24 protein-coding genes are annotated in these 23,656 nt (G+C 41.7%); 12 read left to right on the top strand and 12 right to left on the bottom strand.

Features of this window, described 5'->3' with window-relative positions:
• Positions 1–46: 46 nt before the first annotated feature.
• Positions 47–982 (top strand): family 2A encapsulin nanocompartment shell protein, encoded by a 936-nt coding sequence (locus DI077_RS14450; protein WP_109020556.1) that lies wholly within the window; start codon positions 47–49, stop codon positions 980–982.
• Positions 969–2,642, top strand: coding sequence for a family 2A encapsulin nanocompartment cargo protein cysteine desulfurase (locus DI077_RS14455; protein WP_109020557.1), 1,674 nt, complete (start codon positions 969–971; stop codon positions 2,640–2,642). Before DI077_RS14450 ends, DI077_RS14455 begins: the two co-directional genes overlap by 14 nt.
• Here DI077_RS14455 and epsC read toward each other — a convergent pair.
• The 5 genes from epsC to DI077_RS14480 all read right to left on the bottom strand — a co-directional run bounded on the left by epsC (position 2,639) and on the right by DI077_RS14480 (position 7,208).
• On the bottom strand, positions 2,639–3,580 hold the full coding sequence (gene epsC, locus DI077_RS14460) for a serine O-acetyltransferase EpsC (protein ID WP_109020558.1): 942 nt from the start codon (positions 3,578–3,580) through the stop codon (positions 2,639–2,641). The genes DI077_RS14455 and epsC overlap by 4 nt on opposite strands.
• A gap of 119 nt (positions 3,581–3,699) precedes the next feature.
• Positions 3,700–4,962, bottom strand: coding sequence for a methyl-accepting chemotaxis protein (locus tag DI077_RS14465; protein ID WP_109020559.1), 1,263 nt, complete (start codon positions 4,960–4,962; stop codon positions 3,700–3,702).
• Positions 4,963–4,972: 10 nt separating this feature from the next.
• On the bottom strand, positions 4,973–5,365 hold the full coding sequence (locus DI077_RS14470) for an STAS/SEC14 domain-containing protein (protein ID WP_109020560.1): 393 nt from the start codon (positions 5,363–5,365) through the stop codon (positions 4,973–4,975).
• Positions 5,366–5,505: 140 nt separating this feature from the next.
• Complete coding sequence (locus tag DI077_RS14475) at positions 5,506–6,657, bottom strand: winged helix DNA-binding domain-containing protein (protein WP_242935218.1); 1,152 nt, start codon at positions 6,655–6,657, stop codon at positions 5,506–5,508.
• On the bottom strand, positions 6,606–7,208 hold the full coding sequence (locus tag DI077_RS14480; RefSeq protein ID WP_242935219.1) for a glutathione S-transferase family protein: 603 nt from the start codon (positions 7,206–7,208) through the stop codon (positions 6,606–6,608). The genes DI077_RS14475 and DI077_RS14480 overlap by 52 nt, the downstream gene beginning before the upstream one ends.
• Positions 7,209–7,374: 166 nt before the next feature.
• Between DI077_RS14480 and DI077_RS14485 the strand changes: the two genes are divergently transcribed.
• The gene (locus tag DI077_RS14485) at positions 7,375–9,108 is read left to right on the top strand and encodes a PP2C family protein-serine/threonine phosphatase (RefSeq protein WP_109020562.1); all 1,734 of its coding nucleotides are present in this window, start codon (positions 7,375–7,377) and stop codon (positions 9,106–9,108) included.
• A 49-nt stretch (positions 9,109–9,157) separates the two neighbouring features.
• Here DI077_RS14485 and DI077_RS14490 read toward each other — a convergent pair whose 3' ends face one another.
• Complete coding sequence (locus tag DI077_RS14490; protein WP_135354890.1) at positions 9,158–9,577, bottom strand: hypothetical protein; 420 nt, start codon at positions 9,575–9,577, stop codon at positions 9,158–9,160.
• 200 nt (positions 9,578–9,777) lie between these two features.
• Between DI077_RS14490 and lsa14 the strand changes: the two genes are divergently transcribed.
• From lsa14 to DI077_RS14535, 9 genes are all read left to right on the top strand, one after another.
• Positions 9,778–10,191 carry an adhesin Lsa14 gene (gene lsa14, locus DI077_RS14495; RefSeq protein WP_109020564.1) on the top strand — a complete coding sequence of 138 codons (414 nt, stop codon included), beginning with the start codon at positions 9,778–9,780 and terminating at the stop codon, positions 10,189–10,191.
• Positions 10,192–10,204: 13 nt separating this feature from the next.
• On the top strand, positions 10,205–10,513 hold the full coding sequence (locus tag DI077_RS14500; RefSeq protein ID WP_167837152.1) for a TRL domain-containing protein: 309 nt from the start codon (positions 10,205–10,207) through the stop codon (positions 10,511–10,513).
• Entirely contained in the window at positions 10,513–10,860 is a 348-nt protein-coding gene (locus DI077_RS14505; protein ID WP_167837153.1) for a TRL domain-containing protein, read from the top strand. Before DI077_RS14500 ends, DI077_RS14505 begins: the two co-directional genes overlap by 1 nt.
• 48 nt (positions 10,861–10,908) lie before the next feature.
• A complete protein-coding gene (locus tag DI077_RS14510; RefSeq protein WP_109020567.1) occupies positions 10,909–11,562 on the top strand; it encodes a hypothetical protein in 654 nt (217 codons plus the stop codon).
• Between the two features lie 4 nt (positions 11,563–11,566).
• Complete coding sequence (locus tag DI077_RS14515; protein WP_109020568.1) at positions 11,567–12,472, top strand: hypothetical protein; 906 nt, start codon at positions 11,567–11,569, stop codon at positions 12,470–12,472.
• A 230-nt stretch (positions 12,473–12,702) separates the two neighbouring features.
• Complete coding sequence (ilvC, locus tag DI077_RS14520) at positions 12,703–13,704, top strand: ketol-acid reductoisomerase (protein WP_109020569.1); 1,002 nt, start codon at positions 12,703–12,705, stop codon at positions 13,702–13,704.
• Between the two features lie 26 nt (positions 13,705–13,730).
• A complete protein-coding gene (locus DI077_RS14525; protein WP_242935220.1) occupies positions 13,731–15,050 on the top strand; it encodes a thiolase family protein in 1,320 nt (439 codons plus the stop codon).
• 198 nt (positions 15,051–15,248) lie between these two features.
• Positions 15,249–16,652, top strand: coding sequence for a Si-specific NAD(P)(+) transhydrogenase (gene sthA, locus DI077_RS14530; RefSeq protein ID WP_109021146.1), 1,404 nt, complete (start codon positions 15,249–15,251; stop codon positions 16,650–16,652).
• Positions 16,633–17,280: a class I SAM-dependent methyltransferase gene (locus DI077_RS14535; RefSeq protein ID WP_109021144.1), complete on the top strand. Its 648-nt coding sequence runs from the start codon at positions 16,633–16,635 to the stop codon at positions 17,278–17,280. The genes sthA and DI077_RS14535 overlap by 20 nt, the downstream gene beginning before the upstream one ends.
• Before the next feature lie 32 nt (positions 17,281–17,312).
• On the opposite strand, the gene DI077_RS14540 is transcribed toward DI077_RS14535, so the two are convergent.
• The 6 genes from DI077_RS14540 to DI077_RS14565 form a co-directional block, all read right to left on the bottom strand.
• Positions 17,313–18,596 (bottom strand): SGNH/GDSL hydrolase family protein, encoded by a 1,284-nt coding sequence (locus DI077_RS14540; protein WP_109021141.1) that lies wholly within the window; start codon positions 18,594–18,596, stop codon positions 17,313–17,315.
• Positions 18,597–18,678: 82 nt separating this feature from the next.
• The gene (locus DI077_RS14545; protein ID WP_109021138.1) at positions 18,679–19,272 is read right to left on the bottom strand and encodes a cytochrome C oxidase subunit IV family protein; all 594 of its coding nucleotides are present in this window, start codon (positions 19,270–19,272) and stop codon (positions 18,679–18,681) included.
• Positions 19,273–19,285: 13 nt separating this feature from the next.
• Positions 19,286–20,059, bottom strand: a complete 774-nt coding sequence (locus tag DI077_RS14550; RefSeq protein ID WP_109021136.1) for a cytochrome c oxidase subunit 3 family protein — start codon at positions 20,057–20,059, stop codon at positions 19,286–19,288.
• Positions 20,046–21,662 carry a cytochrome c oxidase subunit I gene (locus DI077_RS14555; RefSeq protein ID WP_109021134.1) on the bottom strand — a complete coding sequence of 539 codons (1,617 nt, stop codon included), beginning with the start codon at positions 21,660–21,662 and terminating at the stop codon, positions 20,046–20,048. The genes DI077_RS14550 and DI077_RS14555 overlap by 14 nt, the downstream gene beginning before the upstream one ends.
• A gap of 10 nt (positions 21,663–21,672) precedes the next feature.
• Complete coding sequence (gene coxB, locus DI077_RS14560) at positions 21,673–22,638, bottom strand: cytochrome c oxidase subunit II (protein ID WP_109021132.1); 966 nt, start codon at positions 22,636–22,638, stop codon at positions 21,673–21,675.
• Positions 22,639–23,484, bottom strand: a complete 846-nt coding sequence (locus tag DI077_RS14565) for an SCO family protein (protein ID WP_109021129.1) — start codon at positions 23,482–23,484, stop codon at positions 22,639–22,641.
• Between the last annotated feature and the right edge of the window lie 172 nt (positions 23,485–23,656).

Raw genomic sequence — 23,656 nt, forward strand, 5'->3', positions numbered from 1 at the left:
TTGGTTAATATATTATACAAATCATCGATTATATAAGGATCATTTCATGGCAGAACAACTTCAACACTCACTCGGGGATGCCGCCGCACGTAAGCTGGCGAACACAACAAAAACAGCACCGCAATATAGCGCGATTACACCTCGTTGGTTGGTTCGATTATTGGATTGGAAACCGCTTGAGTCGGGAACTCTGCGAGTCAACAGAGTGAAAGACAATTCTTCCGTTGATGTACTTTGCGGACAAAAAGACGAGCAACCGCTTCCTGAGACTTTTGTAAACTACGAAGAAAAACCGAGAGAATATACTCTAAGTGCGATTTCTACCGTACTAGATGTACATACTAGAGTTTCGGATCTTTTCAGCAATCCTCACGACCAAATCAAAGAACAACTTCGTTTGACGATTGAAAGCGTGAAAGAAAGACAAGAACTGGAACTGATCAATAATGAAGACTACGGACTTTTGAAGAATGTTCCCAAATCCCAAAGAATCCAAACACGCAAAGGAGCACCTACTCCTGACGATTTGGATGAGCTTATCGGTAAAGTATGGAAAGAACCTTCTTTCTTTTTAGCTCACCCTCTTGCGGTGGCGGCATTCGGCCGTGAGTGCACAAAGAGAGGAGTTCCACCGGCTACAGTTTCCTTATTCGGAGCGCAATTCCTAACTTGGAGAGGACTTCCTATCATTCCTACCGACAAACTATTGGTAGACGGTGAAACAAATCCTAAAACCACAGCAGGCAAAACAAACATTTTACTACTTCGCGTAGGTGAAAAAAAACAAGGTGTGGTAGGTCTTTACCAACCCGGTTTGCCAGGAGAACAAACTCCCGGACTATCTGTCCGCTTTATGGGGATCAATCGTTCTGCCATCGGATCCTATTTGGTTTCTCTCTATTGTTCAGCTGCAGTTCTGACTGATGATGCGATCGGCGCATTAGAGAATGTGGACGTAGGCAATTATTATGATTACAAATGATCCTTTCGAAGGTGCCATTCCGGGCGGCTGGAATGGAATCTTGGATACAAAGGCTTTGGAAAGTATGGCGAGTGAGCTATTCGGTCCTTTGCCTACCGGGTCAAGCGTGGAAGAATTGGTTTTATCACAGAACATTTCTCTTCCTGCCGATCCCATCGGTTCCAAACCACAAGCTCCCGCAGAACCTTCGTTACCCGGAGATTTGAAAATCCCTCGAAATTCGTATGATTTTTTTCCGGGAAGTGCGCTTCCTACTTTTCCCGGCGGTTTAACGCCTAACGGTTTCGGAGGACAAACTTCCGGTTTTACGAACGGATTTCCTTTTTTGGAAGAAATTCGAGGAGATGTTTCCAAGAGTTCGGATATCCGGATTACCGACCCGTTCAGTTTTTCCCCTACTCTCGTTCCGGCAGTAGAAATTTCTTCGGGGAACTTTGATATAGCAAGTGTTCGTCGTGATTTTCCGATTCTTTCCGAAATAGTCAACGGACGGAAACTCATTTGGTTGGACAATGCGGCTACGACTCACAAACCGCAGGCCGTGATTGATCGGCTTTCGTATTTTTATGAACACGAAAATTCGAACATCCATCGGGCCGCTCATACTCTTGCCGCAAGATCAACCGATGCTTACGAAGGTGCGAGAAACAAAGTAAAACAATTCCTGAATGCTTCCTCATCGGAAGAAATCATTTTTGTTCGAGGTGCTACCGAAGCAATCAACTTGGTCGCAAATACCTGGGGTGAAAAAAACATAGGAAAAGATGATGAGATCATCATCACTTGGCTGGAGCACCATGCCAATATAGTTCCTTGGCAAATGTTGTGCTCCAAGAAAGGTGCGAAACTGAAAGTAGTCCCCGTGGATGAAACAGGTCAGATCATCCTAAGTGAATATGAAAGACTTCTCGGTCCTAAAACCAAATTCGTATCATTGACTCAAGTTTCCAATGCCCTCGGAACAGTTACGCCCGCCAAACAAATGGTAGATATGGCTCATCGTTACGGCGCAAAGGTGTTAGTTGACGGAGCCCAAGCGGTTTCCCACATGCCTGTGGATGTACAGTTTTTAGATTGTGACTTTTATGTTTTTTCCGGGCACAAGGTCTTTGCTCCTACAGGGATCGGAGTCGTTTTCGGGAAAGCGGACGTTCTGGAAACCATGCCTCCTTGGCAAGGTGGAGGGAACATGATCGAAGATGTTACCTTTGAAAAGACAATATATCAAAAGCCACCGTTTCGGTTTGAAGCGGGAACAGGAAATATTGCCGATGCGGTCGGACTCGGTGCAGCAATCGATTATTTAAACCGTTACGGAATGACAAACATCGCAGAATACGAACATTCTCTTTTGGAATATGCAACAGGCCAACTCTTACGGGTACCGGGCCTCCGGTTGATCGGAACTGCAAAAGACAAAGCGGGAGTTTTATCTTTTGTCATAAACGGATTCAAAACGGAAGAGATAGGGAAAGCACTCAGCCAGGAAGGAATCGCGGTAAGATCAGGGCACCATTGTGCTCAACCTATCTTACGTAGATTCGGCCAGGAAAGTACGGTTCGTCCTTCGCTTGCGCTTTATAATACTTGTGAAGATGTGGATGCGCTCATTAACGCTTTGTTTGATATCACAGGGGGAAGAAAAACAGGACCGACCTAGATTGTAAAATCAATCACGTTGTTCATTTCCTGAGAGTTGCGAACTCTCACTTCATTTTTTTGGTACACGATGGAAAAAGGGGGAATGCTTTGGGTCACCCAGGCATTTCCTCCGATGACGCTGTTTCGTCCGATCACGGTATCTCCTCCCAGAATCGTAGCACCTGAATAGATCACTACGTTCTCTTCGATCGTAGGATGTCTTTTCAACTTCGCCATATCTTTGCTAACCGATAGTGCTCCGAGAGTCACTCCTTGGTATACTTTTACATTATTGGCGATGGTGGTGGTTCCACCGATTACAATTCCAGTTCCATGATCCATAAAAAAAGAACTACCTATCTTGGCACCGGGATGAATGTCGATCCCCGTTTTTTCATGCGCATAACCGCTGAGCATTCTGGGAAAAATAGGAACGCCTAAATTATGTAATGCGTGTGCCACACGATGCACAGCGATTGCATAAAAACCGGAATAAGCAAGTACGACTTCCTTTACACTTTCCGCAGCAGGGTCCCCTTCAAAAGCTGCATTTGCATCTTCCCAGATCAAGTCGTAGATTTTGGGCAATTGATTCTTCAATTCGGCGATAACTTCATTCACACCTAATGAATGCTCGGTTGTCTTTTCTTCTCTGGAAGATAGATAAGGGGCGAATTTTTTCTTAGCTCCCAAAAAAAAGAAAGAGAGACTGTCCTCTACTTGGGCCAAGTCCCGAAACGTTAGCTCTGAAAAATATCCTGCAAACAGAATATCAAAAAGTTCCTGAATGAAACTTTCGGCAACCTGTCTTCCTCCGTAACGATGCAAGTCTTCGTATTGTTTTTTATAAATGGAAGCGACAAACCGGTCGTATTCCGCTTCTTTTCCGGAGAAAGGATAAGAGCCGTTTTCCGGGGACGATTCGTGAGAAGGGTAAGGATGAGAAGAGGAAACCATATTATCTACTATAACGAATTTTACTTCATCATAGCAAATATATTTATCCCAGAAAGGAAATGATCAGTAGATTTTGTCAAATATAGTCAACTTTATGTTGAATTGAATGGCATTTCCCTCTATTTGAATAAAAGTACAACTCCTCCGATATCGTCCGAAGTCGTTTTGATTTTTTCCAATAATTTCGAAAGATTGTCTCCTTCCGCTGAAGTTGCATTGACTGCGGAATCCATCGCGGAAGCGACATCAGCAATTAATTTTTGTGAAACATTCTGATCTGCAATCGTTTGATTAATTTCAGCTAACATCTGTGAGAGTTTATTGGATTCGCCGATCAGAGTTTCCTTTATTTTGCTCTGAGTGGAAACTGAGTCGGAGATGCTGCTGATTCTTTCAATGATCTGATTGACTTCGGAAATAATTTCCCGATACAGTTGACTGGTTTCATTGATTTTGAGTTTATTCAGAATCACTTCTTCCTTATTTCTTTTCACATTGCTATCGATTTCCTTAATGCTCTTTGCAGTTTGAGAAGCAAGTTTTGAAACCTCCTGCGCTACTACGGCAAACCCGCTTCCGTATTCACCGGCACGTGCAGCCTCGATCGAAGCATTTAACGCGAGCAAGTTGACTCTGTCCGAAATTTCCTTGATGACAACGACCATTCCTTCGATCTTTCCGGAACTTTCCGCAATGCTATCGATGACTCTGGTCATTTCTTCCAAAGCAAGATTTCCTTTTTCAATTTTACTGGATATACCTGAAGTCAAACTTCTGGAATGAGAGCTGTTTTCTTCCGCATAATTGATATGTTCCGATAGAATTTTTATACTCTCGGAGACTCTTGTTAAAGTGTCGTAATTATCACCCGACGCATCGGCAATATTCGCCATATTTTCCGTCATCTTTCTCACCGTAGAATCAAGGTTTTGCGAATATATCTGTTGTTGATGCAAATTGGAATGAAAAGCTTCATCCGCCAATTTGGCGTTGGAAATGGAAGACGTCAGACCTTGTGTTGCACCCTTCAAAAGAGTGATGATGTCTTGAAAGATATTCAATAATTCTATTACAGACAATAGAATCTGGTCGGCATCATTTGTTTTTTTCAATCGGTTCTTGAGGGAACTGTCAAACCGCAAATCCCCTTTTACCGCATTCGTTAATGTTTGTTTCACCAGATTCAATTTTCTTTGATTGCTTCGAAGCACAAAAAAAAGAAAAAGCATAAAAATAACGGACGTTATGAGGCTGATTGATTGCAGAATGATACCCCAGACAACGGCCACATTTCCAACGAATAAAAAAGAAACGGAGCCGATCTGGGAGAAAATCAATACAATAGCGAAAATTGCAATTTTAGATTCTAGTTTGATTTTCATCAGTACCGAATCAAACTGATTCTAACCATTTAAATCCGGCTTCCGGGGTTTCAAAGATTTTCACTTCAATCCCGTTTTCCGCAAAAAAATCCACCAGGTTCTTTTCAGACATAGCGGATAAAGCGGATTGAGGTTGTACAAGTGCCCATTTTTTCCAACCGGCTTTGATCGCGCGGGGAGTCCAATCTCCGTTCACCCATTCCACATCTTCTGCGGTATGAGTTCCCATATTGCGATTGTCTGAGAGCCATTTGACTGCTTTGTTAGCAATCAATGCCTCAACACCTTTGTCTAAACTTTGTTTTAAACTTTCACCGGTATTTTTGCCATTTTGAGTGAGGACTACGATTTTTTTATCTTCTAAATATTCGGTAACTGCCGTAGGACATTGAAAAACGATCATTCGATTATTTCCTTCTAACTTAAAATACGTTCTCGAATTTGAGACGAAGAAGACAAGGCAAATCTATGTCATAGTTAATAAATTTTTGACTTTTAAGTAAAATGAAAACAATTTTCCAGAAGTTTTTTTTTCCTGGCCGCCTACTTTCCACGTCCGGACCAAAATCGAATGATTTCGGATTTTTGCCTGTCCACTTCCTTTTTGTCCGAATTTTTCCATTGGAAAAACGGAGAAACATTGATTTCCAACCCGTTTTTTGTTTCCGTTTTGCTCCAAGTCCCGATCACATTTCCTCTCTTTAGAATCGTAGGCTTGAAAATAGCATTTTTTTGGATTACTAGTTCGGAGTATTTCGGATCCAAAGAAAGATTTCTATCCGCATAACCAATGATATATTCATCGAACCCCGCTAAAAACAGATACTCATTCGAGTCTGTTCGACCGGCCGTCTTGTTTTCTTTTTTGGACATCCAATAAGTTTGGCCCGACACGGTTTCTTCCCGTAAAAAAGGTTTTGCCTTTTCCAAACCAAGCCTTGCTTCCGTTAGAGTTAAACCGGACCACCAGATAAAATCCTGCAAACCGGCAGGTCCTCTTGAGATAAAATATCTTTTCGCCAGGTCACCCAATGCTTTTTCTCTGGAAATCGGTTTTGGCTTTTCCACCCAATCGGAAAGAAGAGTGTAAGTTTCCTGTTTGCCTTGGTCTTTTCCCAAACAGATCATTTGTTTGAGCGCGGCATTGATTAGAATAATAGAACCTCTGTTTTCCTTTGTGGAAATATTTTTTTCTTCGATGTAAGTAAACAACTCCGCTCGTGTGAGTTCTTTTTTTCCCGAAAGTCTTTTCAAAATTATGGACTCCGTTTCGGAAAGCATCTTAGAATTCAGATTTAGCGATTTCTGATAGGTTGCGAGTTTGGCAAAAATTCTTTCCGAAATCAAATCCAAAATCCAATGGATATCTTTCGCGGAAACAAAATGCAATGTCCCACGCAAAAGCCAAGTCCGAATGATTTTTCTTTTTTCGATCATTCGGTTGATTTCGGATTCTTTGCCATCTAACAAACGACTGCCGAGTGCAAATTTTGACTGGCCCGGGTCCTGGGCTTGGATCGCTACCAAGGAGGATAAAATATCCGTAGGATTTTTTCCCGGATTTGTTATATTCTGGGAATATAATCTTAATTGTAAAATCTCATCGACAGTCATTGTTTCAACGATTGATTCGGACCGAAAGATCAATCTTCCATAGGAATGAATCCGGGAACCGACTGAATCCTGGAGATCCAATTTAAAATGGCCGGATAAGGACTCAGATCGTAGTCGCCTTGTTCCGCCTTATGCGTGTATGCGAAGAGCGCCAAATCTGCGATTGTAAACCGGCTGCAAGCAAACCAAAAGTTTTTTGCCAGATGATTTTCCATGATTTGCAAAGCATGCAATCCTTTGGAATGGTTTTCCGCAATTCGGTCTTTCTTTTCTTCTTTTTGATTCAGATAACGAATGATCCAACGGTTGGTAGCAATATAAGGTTCATGGCTGTACTGTTCAAAAAACATCCATTCCAGGATTTGCGCTTCTTCCCATTTGTCTTTACCGAAATAAATGCTTTCTGCCGCAAGATAATATAATATCGCATTGGACTCTCTTAAAATATTACCATTTTCTAATTCGATGATGGGAACCCTTCCGTTCGGGTTTTTCAAAAGAAAAGAAGGAGTCTTTGTTTCATTCTTACGTCCGTCCGTTTCCACCCATTCGTATTCTATTTTCAATAATTCGCAAATCAACTGGATTTTATAACAATTGCCGGAGACCTTCATTCCGTAAATTTTGATCATTTTATTCCTCCGTAGTTTTACGGTACGAGGGAATCCTCACATTTGTCATTCTTTAAACTCCCTGCAAAACCGGAAAAGGTTACCCAGAAATATTTTATTGATTAAACTCATATTTTCATAAGAAACGCTAGACTAAGCGAAATGTCCGGGTAACTTTGATTTCTCTATGAAATCGATCCTAAATTGGCGTCTCCTGATTTGGACCCCCATACTAACGGTCGGTTATATTATATTCTCTAAAATAGGATTCCAACTCGCTTTTTTAAACAGCCAAGTCTCTCCTGTTTGGCCCCCAGAAGGAATGGGCTTAACAGCCCTCTTGTTTTTGGGAAAAACATCCGTCCCCGGAATTTTTTTAGGAGCCTTCACTGCCAATTTTCTGAATAATCCCCATCTACCCACAGCATTTTTTATCGGAGTGGGAAACACATTAAGCTCTTCAGTAAATTATTATTTACTGTATCGCCTAACGGGACAAAAAAATCCTTTGTATTCCACAAAAGGACTTCTGTATTTTTTAACGGTATGCACGATTCCCGGCTCCGCACTCAGTGCAGGGATAGGTGTAACTAGTCTTCTCTATTGGGGATTTTTGCCTGCGGCAGAGTATTGGAATGTATTTTTCACTTGGTTCTCCGGAGAATTGCAAGGTTTTCTGATCGTAGCACCTCTTCTATTCGTATGGATCAATCCGAGAGAAAGATTTTTAGGGGATTGGAAGAAAAAAATCGAACTCATCTTTTGGTGTGCCGTCATTTATGTCTCGGGAAGGATTGCTTTTTCCGATGTTCTGCCTCTACTTTTTCTTCCCATACCGTTTGTGATCGTAGCAAGCCTTAGGTTCCAACAATTCGGAGCGACTCTAGCGAGCGCCATACTCGCGTTTACCGCAGTTACACAGACTGTGGCGGAATCGGGAGTATTTGCGATGAAACAAGCGGGAACTCTTTCTGTAAATGATTCATTGATTTATCTGGATGCATTTCTATTTAGCATCAACGGTATTTCTTATTTTCTGGTGACGGTATCCAAAGAAAGGGAAAGAGCGCAAACGCAAGCGATGGAATCTTTGGAGACGATCAATCGTCTGAAAGAGATTGCAAACGAAGAACTGGAAAGAAAAGTTCACGAAAGAACCCAAGTCATTGAAATGCAAAAGCAGGAGATCGACAAACAACTGGATGTCGCCAAACGCATTCAGGAATCTCTTTTTCCGAACAAGATGACTTCTCCCGAGCCGATTGAAATCGCATTTCATAACGTTCCGATGATGAAAGTGGGAGGGGATTTATTCGATATCAAATGGAGTCCCGAATCGAATTCGTTAGCTGTATTTATTTGCGATGTATCGGGGCACGGTATCCCTGCCGCATTTTTGTCCGCACTGGTAAAGATGTCCCTGGATCACTGGAACAGAGAACCGAGTTCTCTTACGGAAAGTCTGGAACATATCCGGACCCAAATCACTCCCAATCTAAAAGATCATTTTGTAACCGCAAGCATGGTATTTATAGATACGAAACTGGGCTTGCTTCGGTTTGCAAGAGCGGGTCATTTCCCTCTCTATATCATCAGAGAGTCGGGTAGTCTTGTGACATTGAAACCGATGGGAAGGATCATCACTCCTTTTTTTCCTACACTTTCCGAGGAAGAAAGTTTCGAATTAAAAAAAGGCGATCTTATCATATTATTGACGGACGGACTGACGGAAGCCCGCAAACCCGATGCCATCGAAATGTTCGGAGAAGAAAGGTTATTGAATCTGATTTCCGCACAAAGAAATGAACCTCTTTCCAGCGTAATCGATTCCGTATTCGATACCATCCTGGGCCACTCCGGGGGGATGGAAATGATTCAAGATGACCTAACTCTGGTTTTATTGAGATACAGGGGAAATTAACGAACTTCTATCGAAATCATAGAACTTAACTAAAGAAAATATTCGAGTCTTATTGAATCCTTCCGATCAAAAAAAACAGATAGGATTCCAATTCTTTTTTCTCAACGGAACTACCATCCAAAACGTACGCTTGTTTCTGTTTTCCCTCCACGGAAACAAAACCGGAGCCCTTGATTCTATTTTGAATTCTGATTTTTTTACGATCTAAAGCCCGATGGAAATAATCCACCAAAACGGAATATTCCCTTTCATTAATGATTTTTGTAACCGGATCTCCTCCGCTGTAAGTTCCGCTGGAACTTTGTTCTGCGGTAACGGGAATATATTGAATTGTTTTTTTGGATTCACCGGTGATCAAAAATCGATTCCCATTGCCGTCTAAATATTGGTAGGTGGTTGGCTCCGCACTTATATGAGTAGCCGCCACCAAACCAAGACAAAAAAGCCAAATTCCGCTCGTTAGATGCATAAAAACAATAAAATTCGATTTCTCTAAAAAAACAACCCTGTTTTCAGCAAACAGATGAATAGTTCTTATCCCAGATTGAACACCATTTATACGAAAATTTCCATTCTTCGATAATTTTTTAGAAATTAGTTTGACGCCAAACATAGCAAAGTTATCTGTTAGTTTCCAAAACTTTAACAAATAACAAACACAGGCAAACAATGAATGTGAAACACAGGAACAAGTACGCGCTCGCTTTAGCACTATTAGTTGCATTGACTCTTTTCAATTGCACGGGAACAAATATCAGAAACTCCGGATTTATAACAGGAATTCCATGGAACACAAACCCGGTTCCCGTGTATGGAGAAGCTTCCTTCGCAAATTACTTTAAAGGAGGATGGATTTACCACCATGAAGCAACTCCCGGCCCAAACCCCGGACTAGCGAAAGGAGTTAAACGAGGAGAGTCCTGCTCTCATTCCCTCTTTGGTCTTTGGGCATGGGGAGATTCCAGCATCGATACTGCCCGCAAGCAAGGTAAGATCGAAAAAATCGGTTATATCGAATATGAACATATAGCAGTCATCGCGGTTCTATATCATGGATTTTGCACAACGGTAGCAGGTGAATAAAATGAAAAACAAAATGAAATTAATATTATTTAGCCTAACATTACTTCTCGCCACAAACTGTGCATCAGGCCCGGTAGGAGGATTGCTTTTTTCTAACATTAAATATCCTGGTGCAACTAACGGAACGGACATTAAATCCAATGCCCAAGCCGAAGATTGCATTTACAATGTATTGGGTCTTTTTGGTTTTGGAAATTCAGGAGCAGGACAAATTGCAAAAGACAATAAAATAAGCAGAATCGCAACGATCGATTATCGCTCATTAAACGTTCTGGTGGGTGTTTTCAGAATGCAATGTACTGTACTAACAGGAGAAAAATAATGAAAAATACATTTATCTTAGCAATCATTGGATTTGTTTTCATCGGATTGGTAGGTTGCACGCACATCAGTGAAGCGGGTTTAATTATTACTGCAAGTACAGAGCATCTGGCGAGTCCGGGCCATCAAAATAATCTAGGAAGCGGGAAAGTAGTAAAAAGCGGAGAAAGTTGCAATTATGCTACTTGGTTCCTGAATTATAATACGATTTTTCACGGACCAAAAAACAGTATCAATGATATTGCTGCCTCTGCCGGAATCCAAAAGATCGCGGTAGTTGACCACAGCAGTTTCAATATACTTGGACCTTTATTTTACAGAAACTGTATCATCGTTTGGGGTGAGTAACGAAAGAAAGACGGGTTTACTTAAAGGTAGATCTGAGTTGAATTTTAAATGAAAAAACAATTTTCTCTACCTTTAATTACCCTTCTCTTTTCGGGATGTATCGCTATTAGAGTCTACGTCCCACACTCTTCTCCCGAATCCTCTGATCCTTTGAGAGGATTTACGGAAGAGGAATCAAAAGATACTTCGGCAAAATCCAAACCGTCTGTTCCATTCGTAACCGTGGAAGACGAAACGGAGAATGGAGAAACGTTCGGAAGAAGATCTCCTTCTTTGTTTTTTTTATCTCCCAGAAACTTGGAAAACTATTATGGAACACTTCCTCAATTGATTGAAAAAGAAATCGCTCTCAATCCTGGGCTCTATCCGATCAAAGGAAAACATAAAATTACAATCCGTCAGTTTTCCTTATTGGCAAATGACATCTGTTATAAGAACATTACTTCAGTAGATTTGCATATTACCGTAGAATCGGAAAAGCCAAAGAAACGAATTCTGGATTTCAATCACAACGACTCGCTGGAATCCCGTGTAACGGATTGTACATTCACATTAGCTACCGCACCGGCGTTCTTAGGCTGGGTGATTTATCTACCCTATGTTAGTTTTCGGGGAAACAGGGAAGACCAATTGAACCAAATGGGAAGGATTGCAATCCTTACATTCTTTGAGAAATTAAGGGAAAGTCTTCCTAAAAAATAACCGAATGCAAACAAATCAATCTTACCTTTGGCTTAAAACTTTTTCTTTCCTGTTGGTTTCCATTTTTCTTTCCTGCAGTTTTGCCACGGAAAAAAAGTATACATTCGGTAAACCTTATTATCCACAACAGAATATTTTCAATGAAGAAGACAATCCTCAGTTCGAATCGGGCGAACCTTATATTGTTCTGGATTGGATTGGAAATGCTTTGGGTTTTTTATCCAAATTGATCATCAACGATTCCAGAATGTCGAATCATAAGATTTCCGAAGAAACAAAACAATATCTGAAAAATTACATCATTGAGAACAATATGAAAGATGTAAAAGTTCGATTCAATCAATATGCACCGATCGAAGATCTCAAACAACTCTGGAGATCCGATAACGTAAATCCTGTTCTCAAGTATAGCCTGGGATTGATCAATTGGTTCTTTAGCGCACTTTTCCCTGCCAGAATATTTTCAGGCTGTCCGATACCTTATGTTTGTTCAGGAGACCATTACAATCCTTATTCCAATACAATTAATCTTTATAGTGACATACCTACCGTAGTTCTCCACGAAGGAGGACATGCAAAAGATTTCTCCGCTAGAAAGTATAAATCTTTTTATTCTTTAGGATATAGTGTTCCGTTTTTTGGAGCTCTTTATCCGGAAGCAAGAGCAACTGATGATGCCATTCGATATCTTCGGTACAAATGTGATCGTAAGGTGGAATTATTAGCTTATAAGACTGTGTACCCGGCTTACTCTACTTATGTGTTCGGACAAATCTTAGGAATAGCATCTGCGGTTCCAGGTCATATCGTTGGCTCAAGTAAAGCCTCGAAATTTTTGAGAGAAGAGGTTCCAGAGTGTAAGTTAGCTTACGAAATGGAACTCAATCGATCGGATACCAAACAAAAATAAATTTCAACTAAGATCTCGGGACATAATCCCAAGTCGCTGGGAACCGACCCGGAAAATAGGAAAGATTCACGCGCCCTTGATACGCAGGAAGCGAAGCTGTCCGAAGGACCGAAGCGCACGCGGAGTCCGAAGTAGCAAGGAAAGGCGCCCTAATTCGTTCTTGTTTCCCACCCCCAAGGACAAAAAAATGGAGAAAACCATCTAAATTATCCTTAGGAAGTGAGCCCTTCATGGCAAATATATATTACGACGACAGCTGCGATCTAAATATCTTAAAAGGAAAAACCATCGCGGTCATTGGCTACGGAAGCCAAGGACATGCCCAAGCCCAAAACATGAAAGACAGCGGCTTGAAAGTGATCATCGGTCTTAGAGACGGATCCAAATCGATCGCAGAAGCGAAAGAAGCAGGCTTTGAAGTTTATTCTGTTTCCGAAGCTGCAAAAAAAGCGGATATCATTCAAATCTTAGCACCTGACACGATTCAGGCGGAAATGTACAAAAGCGAAATCGAGCCTCACCTTACGGAAGGCAAAGCACTTGTTTTTTCCCACGGATTCAACATACATTACGATCTGATCACTCCTCCTAAAAACGTTGACGTTTATATGGTAGCACCGAAAGGTCCAGGCCATTTGGTTCGCCGTGTATTTACCGAAGGCGGCGGGGTTCCTTGTCTCATCGCGATCTACCAAGATGCAACAGGCAACGCAAAAAAACGTGCGTTAGCGCAAGCTTCCGGAGTAGGCGGGGGAAGAGCGGGAATTTTGGAAACATCTTTCCGTGAAGAAACGGAAACGGATTTGTTCGGAGAACAAGTTGTGTTATGCGGTGGAGTTGCAAACCTGATCATGAACGGTTTCGAAACTTTGACCGAAGCGGGTTACGATCCTGAAATCGCATATTTCGAATGTTTACATGAAGTAAAACTCATCACTGACTTGATTTACGAAGGCGGACTCGCACGTATGCGTTTCTCCATCTCCGATACAGCAGAGTATGGCGATTATGTAAGTGGTCCGAGAATCATCGACGCAAGTGTGAAAGCTCGCATGAAAGAAGTGTTAAACGACATCCAAAAAGACAAAGGTGCCGCTTTTGCAAAACGTTGGATGGCAGATACGAAAGCCGGTTATCCTGAATATAAGAAACTTAGAGACAAAAACGCCGCTCACCCGATCGAAGATGTAGGTAAAAAACTACGTTCTATGATGAAGTGGTTGGCGAAATAATTTAGAAATCAAACAAGAGGAACAACATGAAAGTTAATCAAAAAGTCGTAATTGCAGCACCTGCTCGTACTCCTTTTGCACAAATAGGCAAGGCGCTTTCGCAATATACCGGTCACCACTTAGGCAAAATCGTTGGTGAAGAAGTAATGAAAAGAAGCGGTTTGAAGCCGACCGATATCGACGGAGTGATCGTGGGAGAAGGATTTTCCAACGCACCAAACTCCGCACGAGTCATCGCAAACCTGCTCGGTCTTCCGATGGACATTCCTTGTCTTACAGTTGCAAACAACTGCGTATCCGGTTTGGAAGCAGTCGCGGAAGCAACCAGAAGAATCTTACTTGGAGAAGGAAAAGTATTCCTTGTCATCGGTGAAGAATCTCAAACTTCCATGCCTTTCGTTGTTAAAAATGCACGATTGAATAAAAAAACAAACAGCTTGGATTCACTTTTAAAACTTCTTCCGAATGATCTTCCTGAAGGTGTAGAAGTTAGAGACACACTCGAAGACGGATTAGGTGACGGCGAAACCAGCTTCGGTATGCAAGTGACTGCGGAGATTCTCGCACAAAACTATTCTTTATCAAGAGAAATACAGGACAAGGTAGCATTCGAGTCTTTCAAAAGAGCATTTGAAGCGACTCAGGAAGGTCGTTACAAACCGTATATTATGGAAGTCAAAGACGATGAAGGGAATCCTCTACAAGCGGATGAGGCTGTTCTACTTCGCGAAGGTCTTGTAAAAAACCCGACTCGTATGGGACGCGCTATGCTACTTTTCGACAATCCGCAAATGAAGTTTGACCAGTTCAAAGAAAAGTATGCTTCTTACTTGAAGAAAACTCACGGACCTACTCTTTCCATCTTCAATGCTAGCCCTCGTTCCGATGGAGCTGCCGGTCTTATCGTTGCTTCCGAAAAAGCGGCAAAGGCTCTCGGATTGAAATCCGAAGCACAGCTAAACGGCTTCAAGATGAAAGGCATTGATCCGAACCTTATGGGCCTTAGCCAAGCGGAAGCAACTACTTCCCTTTTGGAAGAACTCGGCGAAAAAATCGAAAATATGGACATCATCGAAATCCACGAAGCTTTTGCTGCTACCGCTGTCGCTGCTTTGGAAGAGATCAAAAATAGAACAGGATTTGATTGGGAAAAACGTTTCGATGAAAAGAAGATCAATCCTAACGGTGGTTCTATTGCCATCGGTCACCCGTTCGGGGCGACTGGCGTTCGACTACTTCACAATGCGATCATGGACTTTGCAGAGAACAAAGATGCTAAAAAAGTTCTTGTGACTGCTTGTGCACACGGTGGAACCGCAGGCGCAATGATTCTGGAAAGGGCTTAGCCCTCTTCCTATTCGATAAAGATAATACTATTTGTTGGCAAAAAGGTGAACTTTTCGAAAGATTTTTTTAGAGATTTGAAATCGGGGTCGTAAATTAAGCCGGCTCATGATACGAGGAAGGCATTGGGTGGCGGGTCTAGTTCCCCACCCAAGCAGGGCGGGGATACTAAAGATTCACATCCCTTCCCTAGGAGCGCTATGCTACACTTCGATCTTATCATCATTGGCGCTGGTCCCGCTGGGGAAAAAGCCGCCGCGAAAGCATCTTATTTCGGCAAAAAAGTGGCTCTCATTGAAATGGCGGAGGCGCCGGGAGGAGCGGGAGTACATACAGGAACACTTCCTTCCAAAACCTTAAAAGAAACTGCCATCTTTCTATCCGGAAAAAACGATAAAGGTATCTTCGGAGTAGATAAAGATCTGCGGCGAAACGCTTCCATCGAAGATTTCTATTACCGCAGAGATTATGTGAAACAATCCGAAGTAGATGCGATCAACAAGAACATCGAAAAACACAAGATCACTCTTTTTTACGGCAAAGCCGAATTCCAAACCGCTAACATAATAAAGGTGGTAAAAGAAAAAGAAGAACTGATAGGAGGAGACTTTATTTTAGTCGCTACTGGCTCCTATCCTTTTCGACCGTCTAACATACCATTCGATGGAGAACGGATTCATGACTCGGATACGATTTTAAATCTTAAACGGTTTCCCAAATCTCTTTGTGTTTTAGGTGCAGGTGTAATCGGTTGCGAATACACTACTATATTCGGCGCAATGGGTATACCTGTTTATTTAGTAGACACCAGAGATGAAATCTTACCTTTTTTAGACAGTGAGCTTTCCGCAAGCCTGGTAGAACAAATGCGAAAAGACGGAATCCAAGTTATTTTCAATTCCGGGCTTGATAAAATCAACTCTCCTTTAAAGGAAGGAGACGATTTTGAAATCGTATTAACCTCCGGAGAAAAACTAAAAGTAGATATGTTTTTATTTGCGGCGGGAAGAAGCGGCAGAACGGCGGGACTCAAACTGGAAGAGTTAGGTGTTAAAGTAGGAAAGAGAGAAGCTGTGGAAGTGAATGAGCACTATCAAACCAATATAGAATCCATCTATGCCGTAGGAGATGTGATCGGTTTTCCGGCTCTTGCCAGCACGAGTATGGACCAAGGAAGAATCGCGGTGACACATATGTTCGCAACAGACGGATTTGATAAGTTGGCGAGGGTTTTCCCTTATGGAATTTATACTATTCCCGAGGTTTCCATGGTTGGGCTTTCCGAAAAGGAAGCGAAAGAAAAGAACATTCCCCACCTAACGGGAAAAGCTCATTACTCCGATATGCCCAGAGGAAAGATATTGGGAGCGCAGGATGGTTTCTTAAAATTGGTTTTCGAGAAACAAACTCAAATCATCCTCGGTGTTCATATCATCGGTATCCAGGCAACGGAACTCATTCATTTCGGATTAAGTTTGGTAGAATCTAAAAAAACATTAAATGATGTTATCTCGATCGCTTTCAACTTCCCGACTTTGCATGATTTATACAAATATGCAGCTTATGACGGATTGGGAAATCTAAGTGGACACAAAATCAAATGACTCCTGCCCTCTTTGCGATTCTTCCGCGGTACCTTTTTGGAAAGATGAAAAAAGAGGAAACTACTTTCAATGCGAAAATTGCCATTCGGTTTATCTGAACAAAGATTACCACATAACAAAAGAAGCCGAAAAAGAAAGGTATCTTTTACACAACAACGACATAAATGATCCAAGATACTTGAATTTTTTGACACCGGTCGTGGAGGCCGTTGAGGCAAATTTTACAAAGGATAAACTCGGACTCGATTTCGGAGCGGGACCCGGCCCCATCTTAGCTAATCATTTAAGACAAAAAGGATACTCCGTAAACTTATATGATCTTTTCTTTTGGAACGACCCGACCACCTTACAAACTCAATATGATTTTATCATCTGCACGGAAGTCATGGAACATTTCCAAAATCCGAAAAAAGAATTCGAATTATTAAAAAACCTTTTAAATCCAAAAGGGAAACTCTTGTGTATGACGGATACTTTCTCCGAATCCATCGACTTTCCCAACTGGCATTATAGACGAGATTTAACCCATATATTTTTCTACCATGAAAAAGCCTTGGAATATATTTCAAGCCGGTTTCAATTTCACTCTTACGAAAAAAAGGGAAGGCTGATTCAATTTTCGTTATAAAAAGATAACACGTAAAATACGATCCAATCCGTTCACTCCGAAGTTGATTGTTTCGTATTTCTAATGAGAAAAGAGGAAATTTCTTCCGCAGCAAGAATATTGCCCTTTTCATTCCAATGAAGATCAAAATCAAATACCAACTTTTCTTTCGGTTTACTTCTGAAAGTTTCCGTTAACGAAAGAAAAGGGATCGAATTTGTTTTGGAAAAATCACCCAAAGACTTTTCCAAATTCGAAACTCCGGTTAACCAACGTTTTTCGACCGAATACCCTACATTTTTTCCCAACTCCAATTTCTCTCTGGAAAATTGAAATTCGCTGGGAACATAAACAAGCAGAAACTCATTCGCATGCTGTTTCGATTCTTCGCGAAGAGTCCCGATATCTTCGATGAGTTTCTGATACCGTATCTCGCCTTCCCCCGTAAGATCCAAGGATTGTTTGAAATAATTCGGTTCAATCAGTCCGTACAATACGTAAAAAGAATTCACCATTCCGGATGCGGCATTCTTTATAATATTCTTATCGATGTTAGTATACCATTTCTCGAAGTTTTCATCGCGAAAACCCGCAAATTTCCCGAAATCTTTCAGTTGCAACAGAAATCCATCCACCAAAGCTTTCGTTTCTTCTTCCGAATGATTTTTATTTTTATATTTGCTTTTGTTCTTTAGCTCATACTCAACCTTTGCGGTAAAAGTAGCATCCGCATCCGTTTGTAATGCTTTTGCTTTGGAAGCCATCTGCCACTGCACAAGATATTCAGTTGTTTTGGGGAATACAAAACCAGCCACCCTAACCCAAGTTTTACGATAAATTCTTTCTCTGGTTTTAATCCAAACAATGGACTTTCCCGATTCAAAAACATCATTTGTAAAAACACATAGTACGACAACATCAGGTTGAATCCTGTCCTTCAATTGACGAAATAAATTCAGACTGTCTTTGGGTGCATAACCGATGATGCCCGCATTTACCAATTCATAATCATAACCTTGTGAACGAAGTTTTTCTTCCACAAGGCGAACCATAGAGTCCTTCTCTTCCACCCCAATCCCGAAAACAAAGGAATCTCCGAGCATAAGAACCCGTTTTTTCTTTTTAGCGGGAAGTTCCGGATTTCGAATTCCAAGAGAATTGGATTTGGTTAGATATACATAATCGGAGCTGACGGAGATAAACTCGGTATTCACCGGAAGTTTGACTACATTTTCCTTCTTGGTAAGATCCAATATCCAAAAAGCGAAAAAGTCCAAAGCTCGAAAAGAGAAAAATAGAATTAAGATTAAAACAAAATAGAAGAATGTTTTTTTCATAAAAAAAACCCCACCGAAGAGTGAGGTTCATTGTTTTTATTTTCCCGCATAAACGCGAGAAAATAATCTATTAGAGTTTGTTTTACTTTCCTTCGAAACCGAAGACAGGAAGCAATCGGGAAGCGATATCTCCTGCAGTAAAAGCGAAGAGTAATGCCAAGAAAGCAAATGCGGAAAGAAAGATCACACGGTTGAGCATGTTATCATACTTTAAGTGCATAAAGTAAGCCAATACAAAGAAAGCTTTGCAAGTAGCCACGCCCATAGCAACGATCATGTTCAATTTGCCCAAATCGTATTGAGCCACCCAAACAGTGATGAATGTTCCCAAAAACAAAGCGAGTAGAACATAAATATATGTCTTGATAGAAATCACATGATGTTCGTGTTCTTCTTCTTCACCACCGTCTCCGTCTTCCACCCACATGGATGCGGAAGCGTGATCTTCCTGGTGTGCTTCTTCTCCGGTTACAAATTTAAGAAGTTTGTTATCTTTATTTTCTTCTTTGAATTTTGTAACTCGATCCGTTTGAAAAAATTGAGAAAACCAATTCACGATGAAAGCAAGCACGGTTGTCTTTGCAATCACCGGAGCAAATACACCAAATCCTAAAAGTGGAGTGGCCACCGCAGCAAATGCGATGAACCAAAGGCTATAATTAATTACGTATTCCATTCTGTTTCGTCCTTTATCCGACTAAGTAGAGTAATGGGAAGAGGTAAATCCATACCAAATCCACAACGTGCCAGAAAAGACCGACGCCTTCCACTGGAGTGTAGTATTCAGGACCTACTTTTCTTCGAAGAGTTTTGATCAAAATCCAGAAAATCATAAGAGCTCCCACAACAACGTGAACCCCGTGAAGACCGGTCATGATAAAATAAAATCCGTAAAACATTTCCCATTTCGGGCGGGAGATCACAGCTTGCAAGCGAGCAGCTTCTTCTTCGGAAACATGATTTTCATGACGAAGTTTTTCCGATTTCAGAAGAGCTCCGATCTTTGTTTCGCAATCCGCTCTGTTACCACCGGTTCCGCAAGTAGGATCTACAAGCGAAAATTTGCCTGGAACGGTTCCTACATGAAACTTGTGAGTGTATTCAAAGTATTTGATTACCATGAACGCTGCTGCACAAGCGATTGTAAGAATCAGCATAATCGATGCGATCTTATGCAATCCCCGTTGTACGAAGTTGATTGCCGCAGCCATCGTAAAGGAACTGATGAGAAGGACAACCGTGTTGACCGCACCCATTTTCCAATCGAGGGTATGAGAACCGTTTTTAAAGACGGCCGGATAAAGAGAATGGTAGATCAGGTAGCCTACGAATAGACCACCGAACATAAGAATCTCTGTGCATAAGAACAACCAAATACCTTGCTTAGAGGAAGCGTATTGGTGCTCAGCACTCTTAAAGTGGTGCTGATGATGGAATTCACTTGTTGAACTAACGGAAGTCATATGGCCCTGCAGTTACTGTTGGTGTTTCAATAAAATTTTCGTGTGGAGGAGGAGAAGAAGTTTGCCATTCGAGAGTTTTTGCTCCCCAAGGATTGTCTCCGGATTTTGGTCCTTTTAGAAGACCGTGAATCAATGTGATTAGAATCACAACGAATCCGCTTCCGATCAACCAAGAACCAACTGTAGAAATTTGGTTTAGGTTTGTGTATTCGGGAAGATAGTCAAAATAACGTCTTGGCATTCCCATTGCACCCAATACGAATTGAGGGAAGAATGTTACGTTGAATCCGGTGAAGATCAAAACCCAGGAAATCCTTCCGCCTAAATCGGATGTCATTTTTCCAAACATCTTAGGGAACCAGTAAAGAATCCCACCGTTTAATGCCATCAAAGTTCCCCCCACCATCACATAGTGGAAGTGAGCTACCACGAAGTAAGTATCGTGAAAGTGAACGTCCATACCGGTAGAAGCAAGGAAAACTCCCGTCAAACCGCCGATGGTAAATAAGAACATAAACCCGATTGCATAAAGCATTGGAGCTTCAAAACTGATCGTTCCGCGATACATCGTGGAAAGCCAGTTGAAAAGTTTGATCGCCGTCGGAACCCCGACAAACATAGTGATGATGGAGAATATGATCCCTGCCAAAGTAGACTGACCGGAAACAAACATATGATGTCCCCAAACCAAAAAGGATACTGCAGCGATCGCAACGGAAGAATAAGCAATCGCACGGTATCCGAAAATCGTCTTTTTGGAAAATGCAGTTACTAGTTCGGAAATGATACCCATCGCCGGAAGAATCATGATATAAACCGCAGGGTGAGAGTAGAACCAGAAGAAGTGTTGGAATAAAACAGGATCTCCGCCTAAGTCCGGATCAAAAATCCCGATTCCTATCACTTTTTCCGCAGCAATCAACATAAGAGTGATCGCAAGGATTGGTGTTGCAAGAATTTGGATGATAGAAGTGGAATAAAGTGCCCAAACCATAAGTGGAATGCGATCCATTGTCATCCCCGGAGCTCTTAGCTTGTGGGTAGTAACAATGAAATTGAGTCCGGTCAAAATGGAAGAAAATCCCATCGTGAAAGCACCCATTACCAAAAAGATCACACCGCTAGATGTTTTCGATGTCGAGTACGGAGTGTAAAACGTCCAACCGGTATCCACTTGATTATAAATCATAGAAGTTGCAGCAAGTGCCGCTCCCGCTAGGAAAATATAATAAGAAGCAAGGTTTAATCTAGGGAAGGCAACGTCTTTTGCGCCCAATTGGATGGGTAGAACGAAGTTTCCTAGAAAGGCGGGAATTCCGGGAATAATTACCATGAATACCATGATGGCACCGTGGAAGGTCATGAACTTATTATAAGTATCAGGATCCAAAAGAGGAGTTGCACCGAATTTTGCGAGGTGCAAACGAATTCCCAAAGCGAAAAAACCACCCAATGCGAAAGTAACAATGATAGTGATGAAATACATCAAACCGATTCGTTTATGGTCTTTCGTAGTGAGCCAAGACCAGATTCCTGATTGATGGTTCAGATAATGATGATCAGTGGAGTGATCATGTGCTGTGTTTGTATGTGCTGAGCTCATATCCGTCTCCTTATTTTATAGTTTTGATGTATTCGATTAAATTTTCGACGTCTTCATCGGAAAGTTGCCCTTGAAATACCGGCATCGCTGGAGCATAGCCCTCTACGATTTTTGCAGTAGATACAAGAATAGATTCACGAAGGTAAGTTTCGTCCGCCTTAGCACCGGATCCGTCTGCAAACTTTTTAGAACTTCCGAAAAGACCTTTCATGGATGGACCCACGATTCTGCTTCCGTCTAAGGAATGGCAACTAGCGCAAGCTTTCTGTGCAAACAAAGTTTTACCTTTGTCAGCCGGAGTGTCTGCGCCTTTTTTCTCGGCATGGAACCAAGCAGCAAACTCATCCGCAGGAAGTGCTTTGATCGTAATCAACATTCCGGAGTGTTTGGTTCCGCAATACTCAGTACAGAAAACAACGAAAGTTCCCGGTTCTTTTGGTTCAAACCATATTTGAGTGTACTTTCCCGGAACAGCATCTTGTTTCACGCGGAAAGCAGGAACAAAGAAACTATGAATGACATCTTTAGAAGTGAGAATGATCTTTGTGGCTTTTCCCGCAGGTACAATCAGAGGATCATTCGCAGAACTGTAGAATTCTTTACCGTTTGCGTAACGGTAAGTCCATGCCCACTGCTCTGCAGTTACATGGATCTCCGTTGCGATATCCTCAGGCGGAGTGCGAAGTTTTTCGAAGATGACCATACCCCAGTAAAATATCCCGACCATGATCACGAGAGGGATAAAAGACCATAAAAATTCTGCAAAATTATTATGAGTAATGTAGGCAGACTTTTGGTCGACAGAGGTGCGTTTGAACTTGATGAGGAACCAAGTCATTCCTCCCACCAAGATCACAAAAGAAACGAGACTCGATACGAGCAGAAACGCGTAAAGAAGATCTACTTCTTTTGCGATTTCCGTAGCCTGTATTGGCATGAACGACGAGGTCGCTGGGAAGGCGGTAAACCAAGACATTTACATGACTCCTTGACGGTGATTATTTTTTGTTTTTCGCCAGTTTATGAATAAAAACGAGCCCAAGATCAGGAGTGTAACACCCCCGCCCATTTGCATTATCCTGTAAGCGTATATCGTATATTTATTTTTGTATGGGTCAAATTGAAAGCAAAATAAAGCAAACTTGTCTGCAAAACTCCCAATCTTACCATCAGCTGCCTCAAGAAAGGCTAACTTCAGGTCTCTTTCCGAAAGCTGGATGCCTTGGAAGATACGAGAAACCTTTCCCTCGGGTGTAAATACATATACTCCGCTTGCATGAATGAACTGTTTGGCTGTTTCATCCCAAGTATAGCGAAATTCTAATTGTTTCATTAATGCGGCGATGGATTCGCTTTTGCCAGTTAACAGATGAAAGCCTGTCTCCACCCCGGGACGATCATATTCTTGAACATATGCTCGTTTTTTCGGCGCGGAAATCTCTTCCGTTTCTCTGGGATCAATCGACACTGCGATGTATTGGAACTCTTTTCCCGCAGTCCAATCCAAACGTTTCAAGCCCTTCATCACTCCGTTCATATGATGATTGCAAAGTGTAGGACATTTGAAATAAACAGGAGAAAAAAGAACCGGTTTGCCTTTTTTGAAATAATCGGACAAAAGGACTTCTTTTCCTTCTTCGTTTATAAATGGAATGTGGAAATCGATTTGTTTTCCGGTTACATCCGAAATCCCAATTTCAGAAAGTTCTTTGGGAAGTTTGTTCTCTTTTGTCAGATTGGAATGAGGGTCATAGGCCCACAAAACCGTAGGCAAAACCCAGGCAAAGTAGAGAAGATAAAGTGCGGATTTGGAAAATAACACGAGTGTTTTTGCTGAATTCCGGTGTTATTTGGAATGGCTCGAAGGTGTCCCTTGTCCTGGGTTATCAGGAGTGCCCGGGTGAACAAAGGAGATATAGGCAAAGAAAACAAGGTTAAAAACGAGTGTCACAAGAAAAGTCAAGTATCCACTTCTGTTATAGAGGTCTTGGTTG

The organism is Leptospira kobayashii, assembly GCF_003114835.2.
Classification (GTDB): Bacteria; Spirochaetota; Leptospiria; order Leptospirales; family Leptospiraceae; genus Leptospira_A; species Leptospira_A kobayashii.

Excerpts from the sequence above, each read along its gene's own strand:
- DI077_RS14510 (WP_109020567.1), top strand. The coding sequence starts at position 10,909 with ATGAAAAAACAATTTTCTCTACCTTTAATTACCCTTCTCTTTTCGGGA.
- DI077_RS14550 (WP_109021136.1), bottom strand. The coding sequence starts at position 20,059 with ATGACTTCCGTTAGTTCAACAAGTGAATTCCATCATCAGCACCACTTT.
- DI077_RS14500 (WP_167837152.1), top strand. The coding sequence starts at position 10,205 with ATGAAATTAATATTATTTAGCCTAACATTACTTCTCGCCACAAACTGT.
- sthA (WP_109021146.1), top strand. The coding sequence starts at position 15,249 with ATGCTACACTTCGATCTTATCATCATTGGCGCTGGTCCCGCTGGGGAA.
- coxB (WP_109021132.1), bottom strand. The coding sequence starts at position 22,638 with ATGTCTTGGTTTACCGCCTTCCCAGCGACCTCGTCGTTCATGCCAATA.
- DI077_RS14515 (WP_109020568.1), top strand. The coding sequence starts at position 11,567 with ATGCAAACAAATCAATCTTACCTTTGGCTTAAAACTTTTTCTTTCCTG.
- DI077_RS14490 (WP_135354890.1), bottom strand. The coding sequence starts at position 9,577 with ATGCATCTAACGAGCGGAATTTGGCTTTTTTGTCTTGGTTTGGTGGCG.
- DI077_RS14485 (WP_109020562.1), top strand. The coding sequence starts at position 7,375 with ATGAAATCGATCCTAAATTGGCGTCTCCTGATTTGGACCCCCATACTA.
- DI077_RS14505 (WP_167837153.1), top strand. The coding sequence starts at position 10,513 with ATGAAAAATACATTTATCTTAGCAATCATTGGATTTGTTTTCATCGGA.
- DI077_RS14450 (WP_109020556.1), top strand. The coding sequence starts at position 47 with ATGGCAGAACAACTTCAACACTCACTCGGGGATGCCGCCGCACGTAAG.
- DI077_RS14545 (WP_109021138.1), bottom strand. The coding sequence starts at position 19,272 with ATGGAATACGTAATTAATTATAGCCTTTGGTTCATCGCATTTGCTGCG.
- DI077_RS14540 (WP_109021141.1), bottom strand. The coding sequence starts at position 18,596 with ATGAAAAAAACATTCTTCTATTTTGTTTTAATCTTAATTCTATTTTTC.
- DI077_RS14555 (WP_109021134.1), bottom strand. The coding sequence starts at position 21,662 with ATGAGCTCAGCACATACAAACACAGCACATGATCACTCCACTGATCAT.
- epsC (WP_109020558.1), bottom strand. The coding sequence starts at position 3,580 with ATGGTTTCCTCTTCTCATCCTTACCCTTCTCACGAATCGTCCCCGGAA.
- DI077_RS14525 (WP_242935220.1), top strand. The coding sequence starts at position 13,731 with ATGAAAGTTAATCAAAAAGTCGTAATTGCAGCACCTGCTCGTACTCCT.
- DI077_RS14480 (WP_242935219.1), bottom strand. The coding sequence starts at position 7,208 with ATGATCAAAATTTACGGAATGAAGGTCTCCGGCAATTGTTATAAAATC.
- DI077_RS14470 (WP_109020560.1), bottom strand. The coding sequence starts at position 5,365 with ATGATCGTTTTTCAATGTCCTACGGCAGTTACCGAATATTTAGAAGAT.
- DI077_RS14465 (WP_109020559.1), bottom strand. The coding sequence starts at position 4,962 with ATGAAAATCAAACTAGAATCTAAAATTGCAATTTTCGCTATTGTATTG.
- DI077_RS14455 (WP_109020557.1), top strand. The coding sequence starts at position 969 with ATGATTACAAATGATCCTTTCGAAGGTGCCATTCCGGGCGGCTGGAAT.
- lsa14 (WP_109020564.1), top strand. The coding sequence starts at position 9,778 with ATGAATGTGAAACACAGGAACAAGTACGCGCTCGCTTTAGCACTATTA.
- ilvC (WP_109020569.1), top strand. The coding sequence starts at position 12,703 with ATGGCAAATATATATTACGACGACAGCTGCGATCTAAATATCTTAAAA.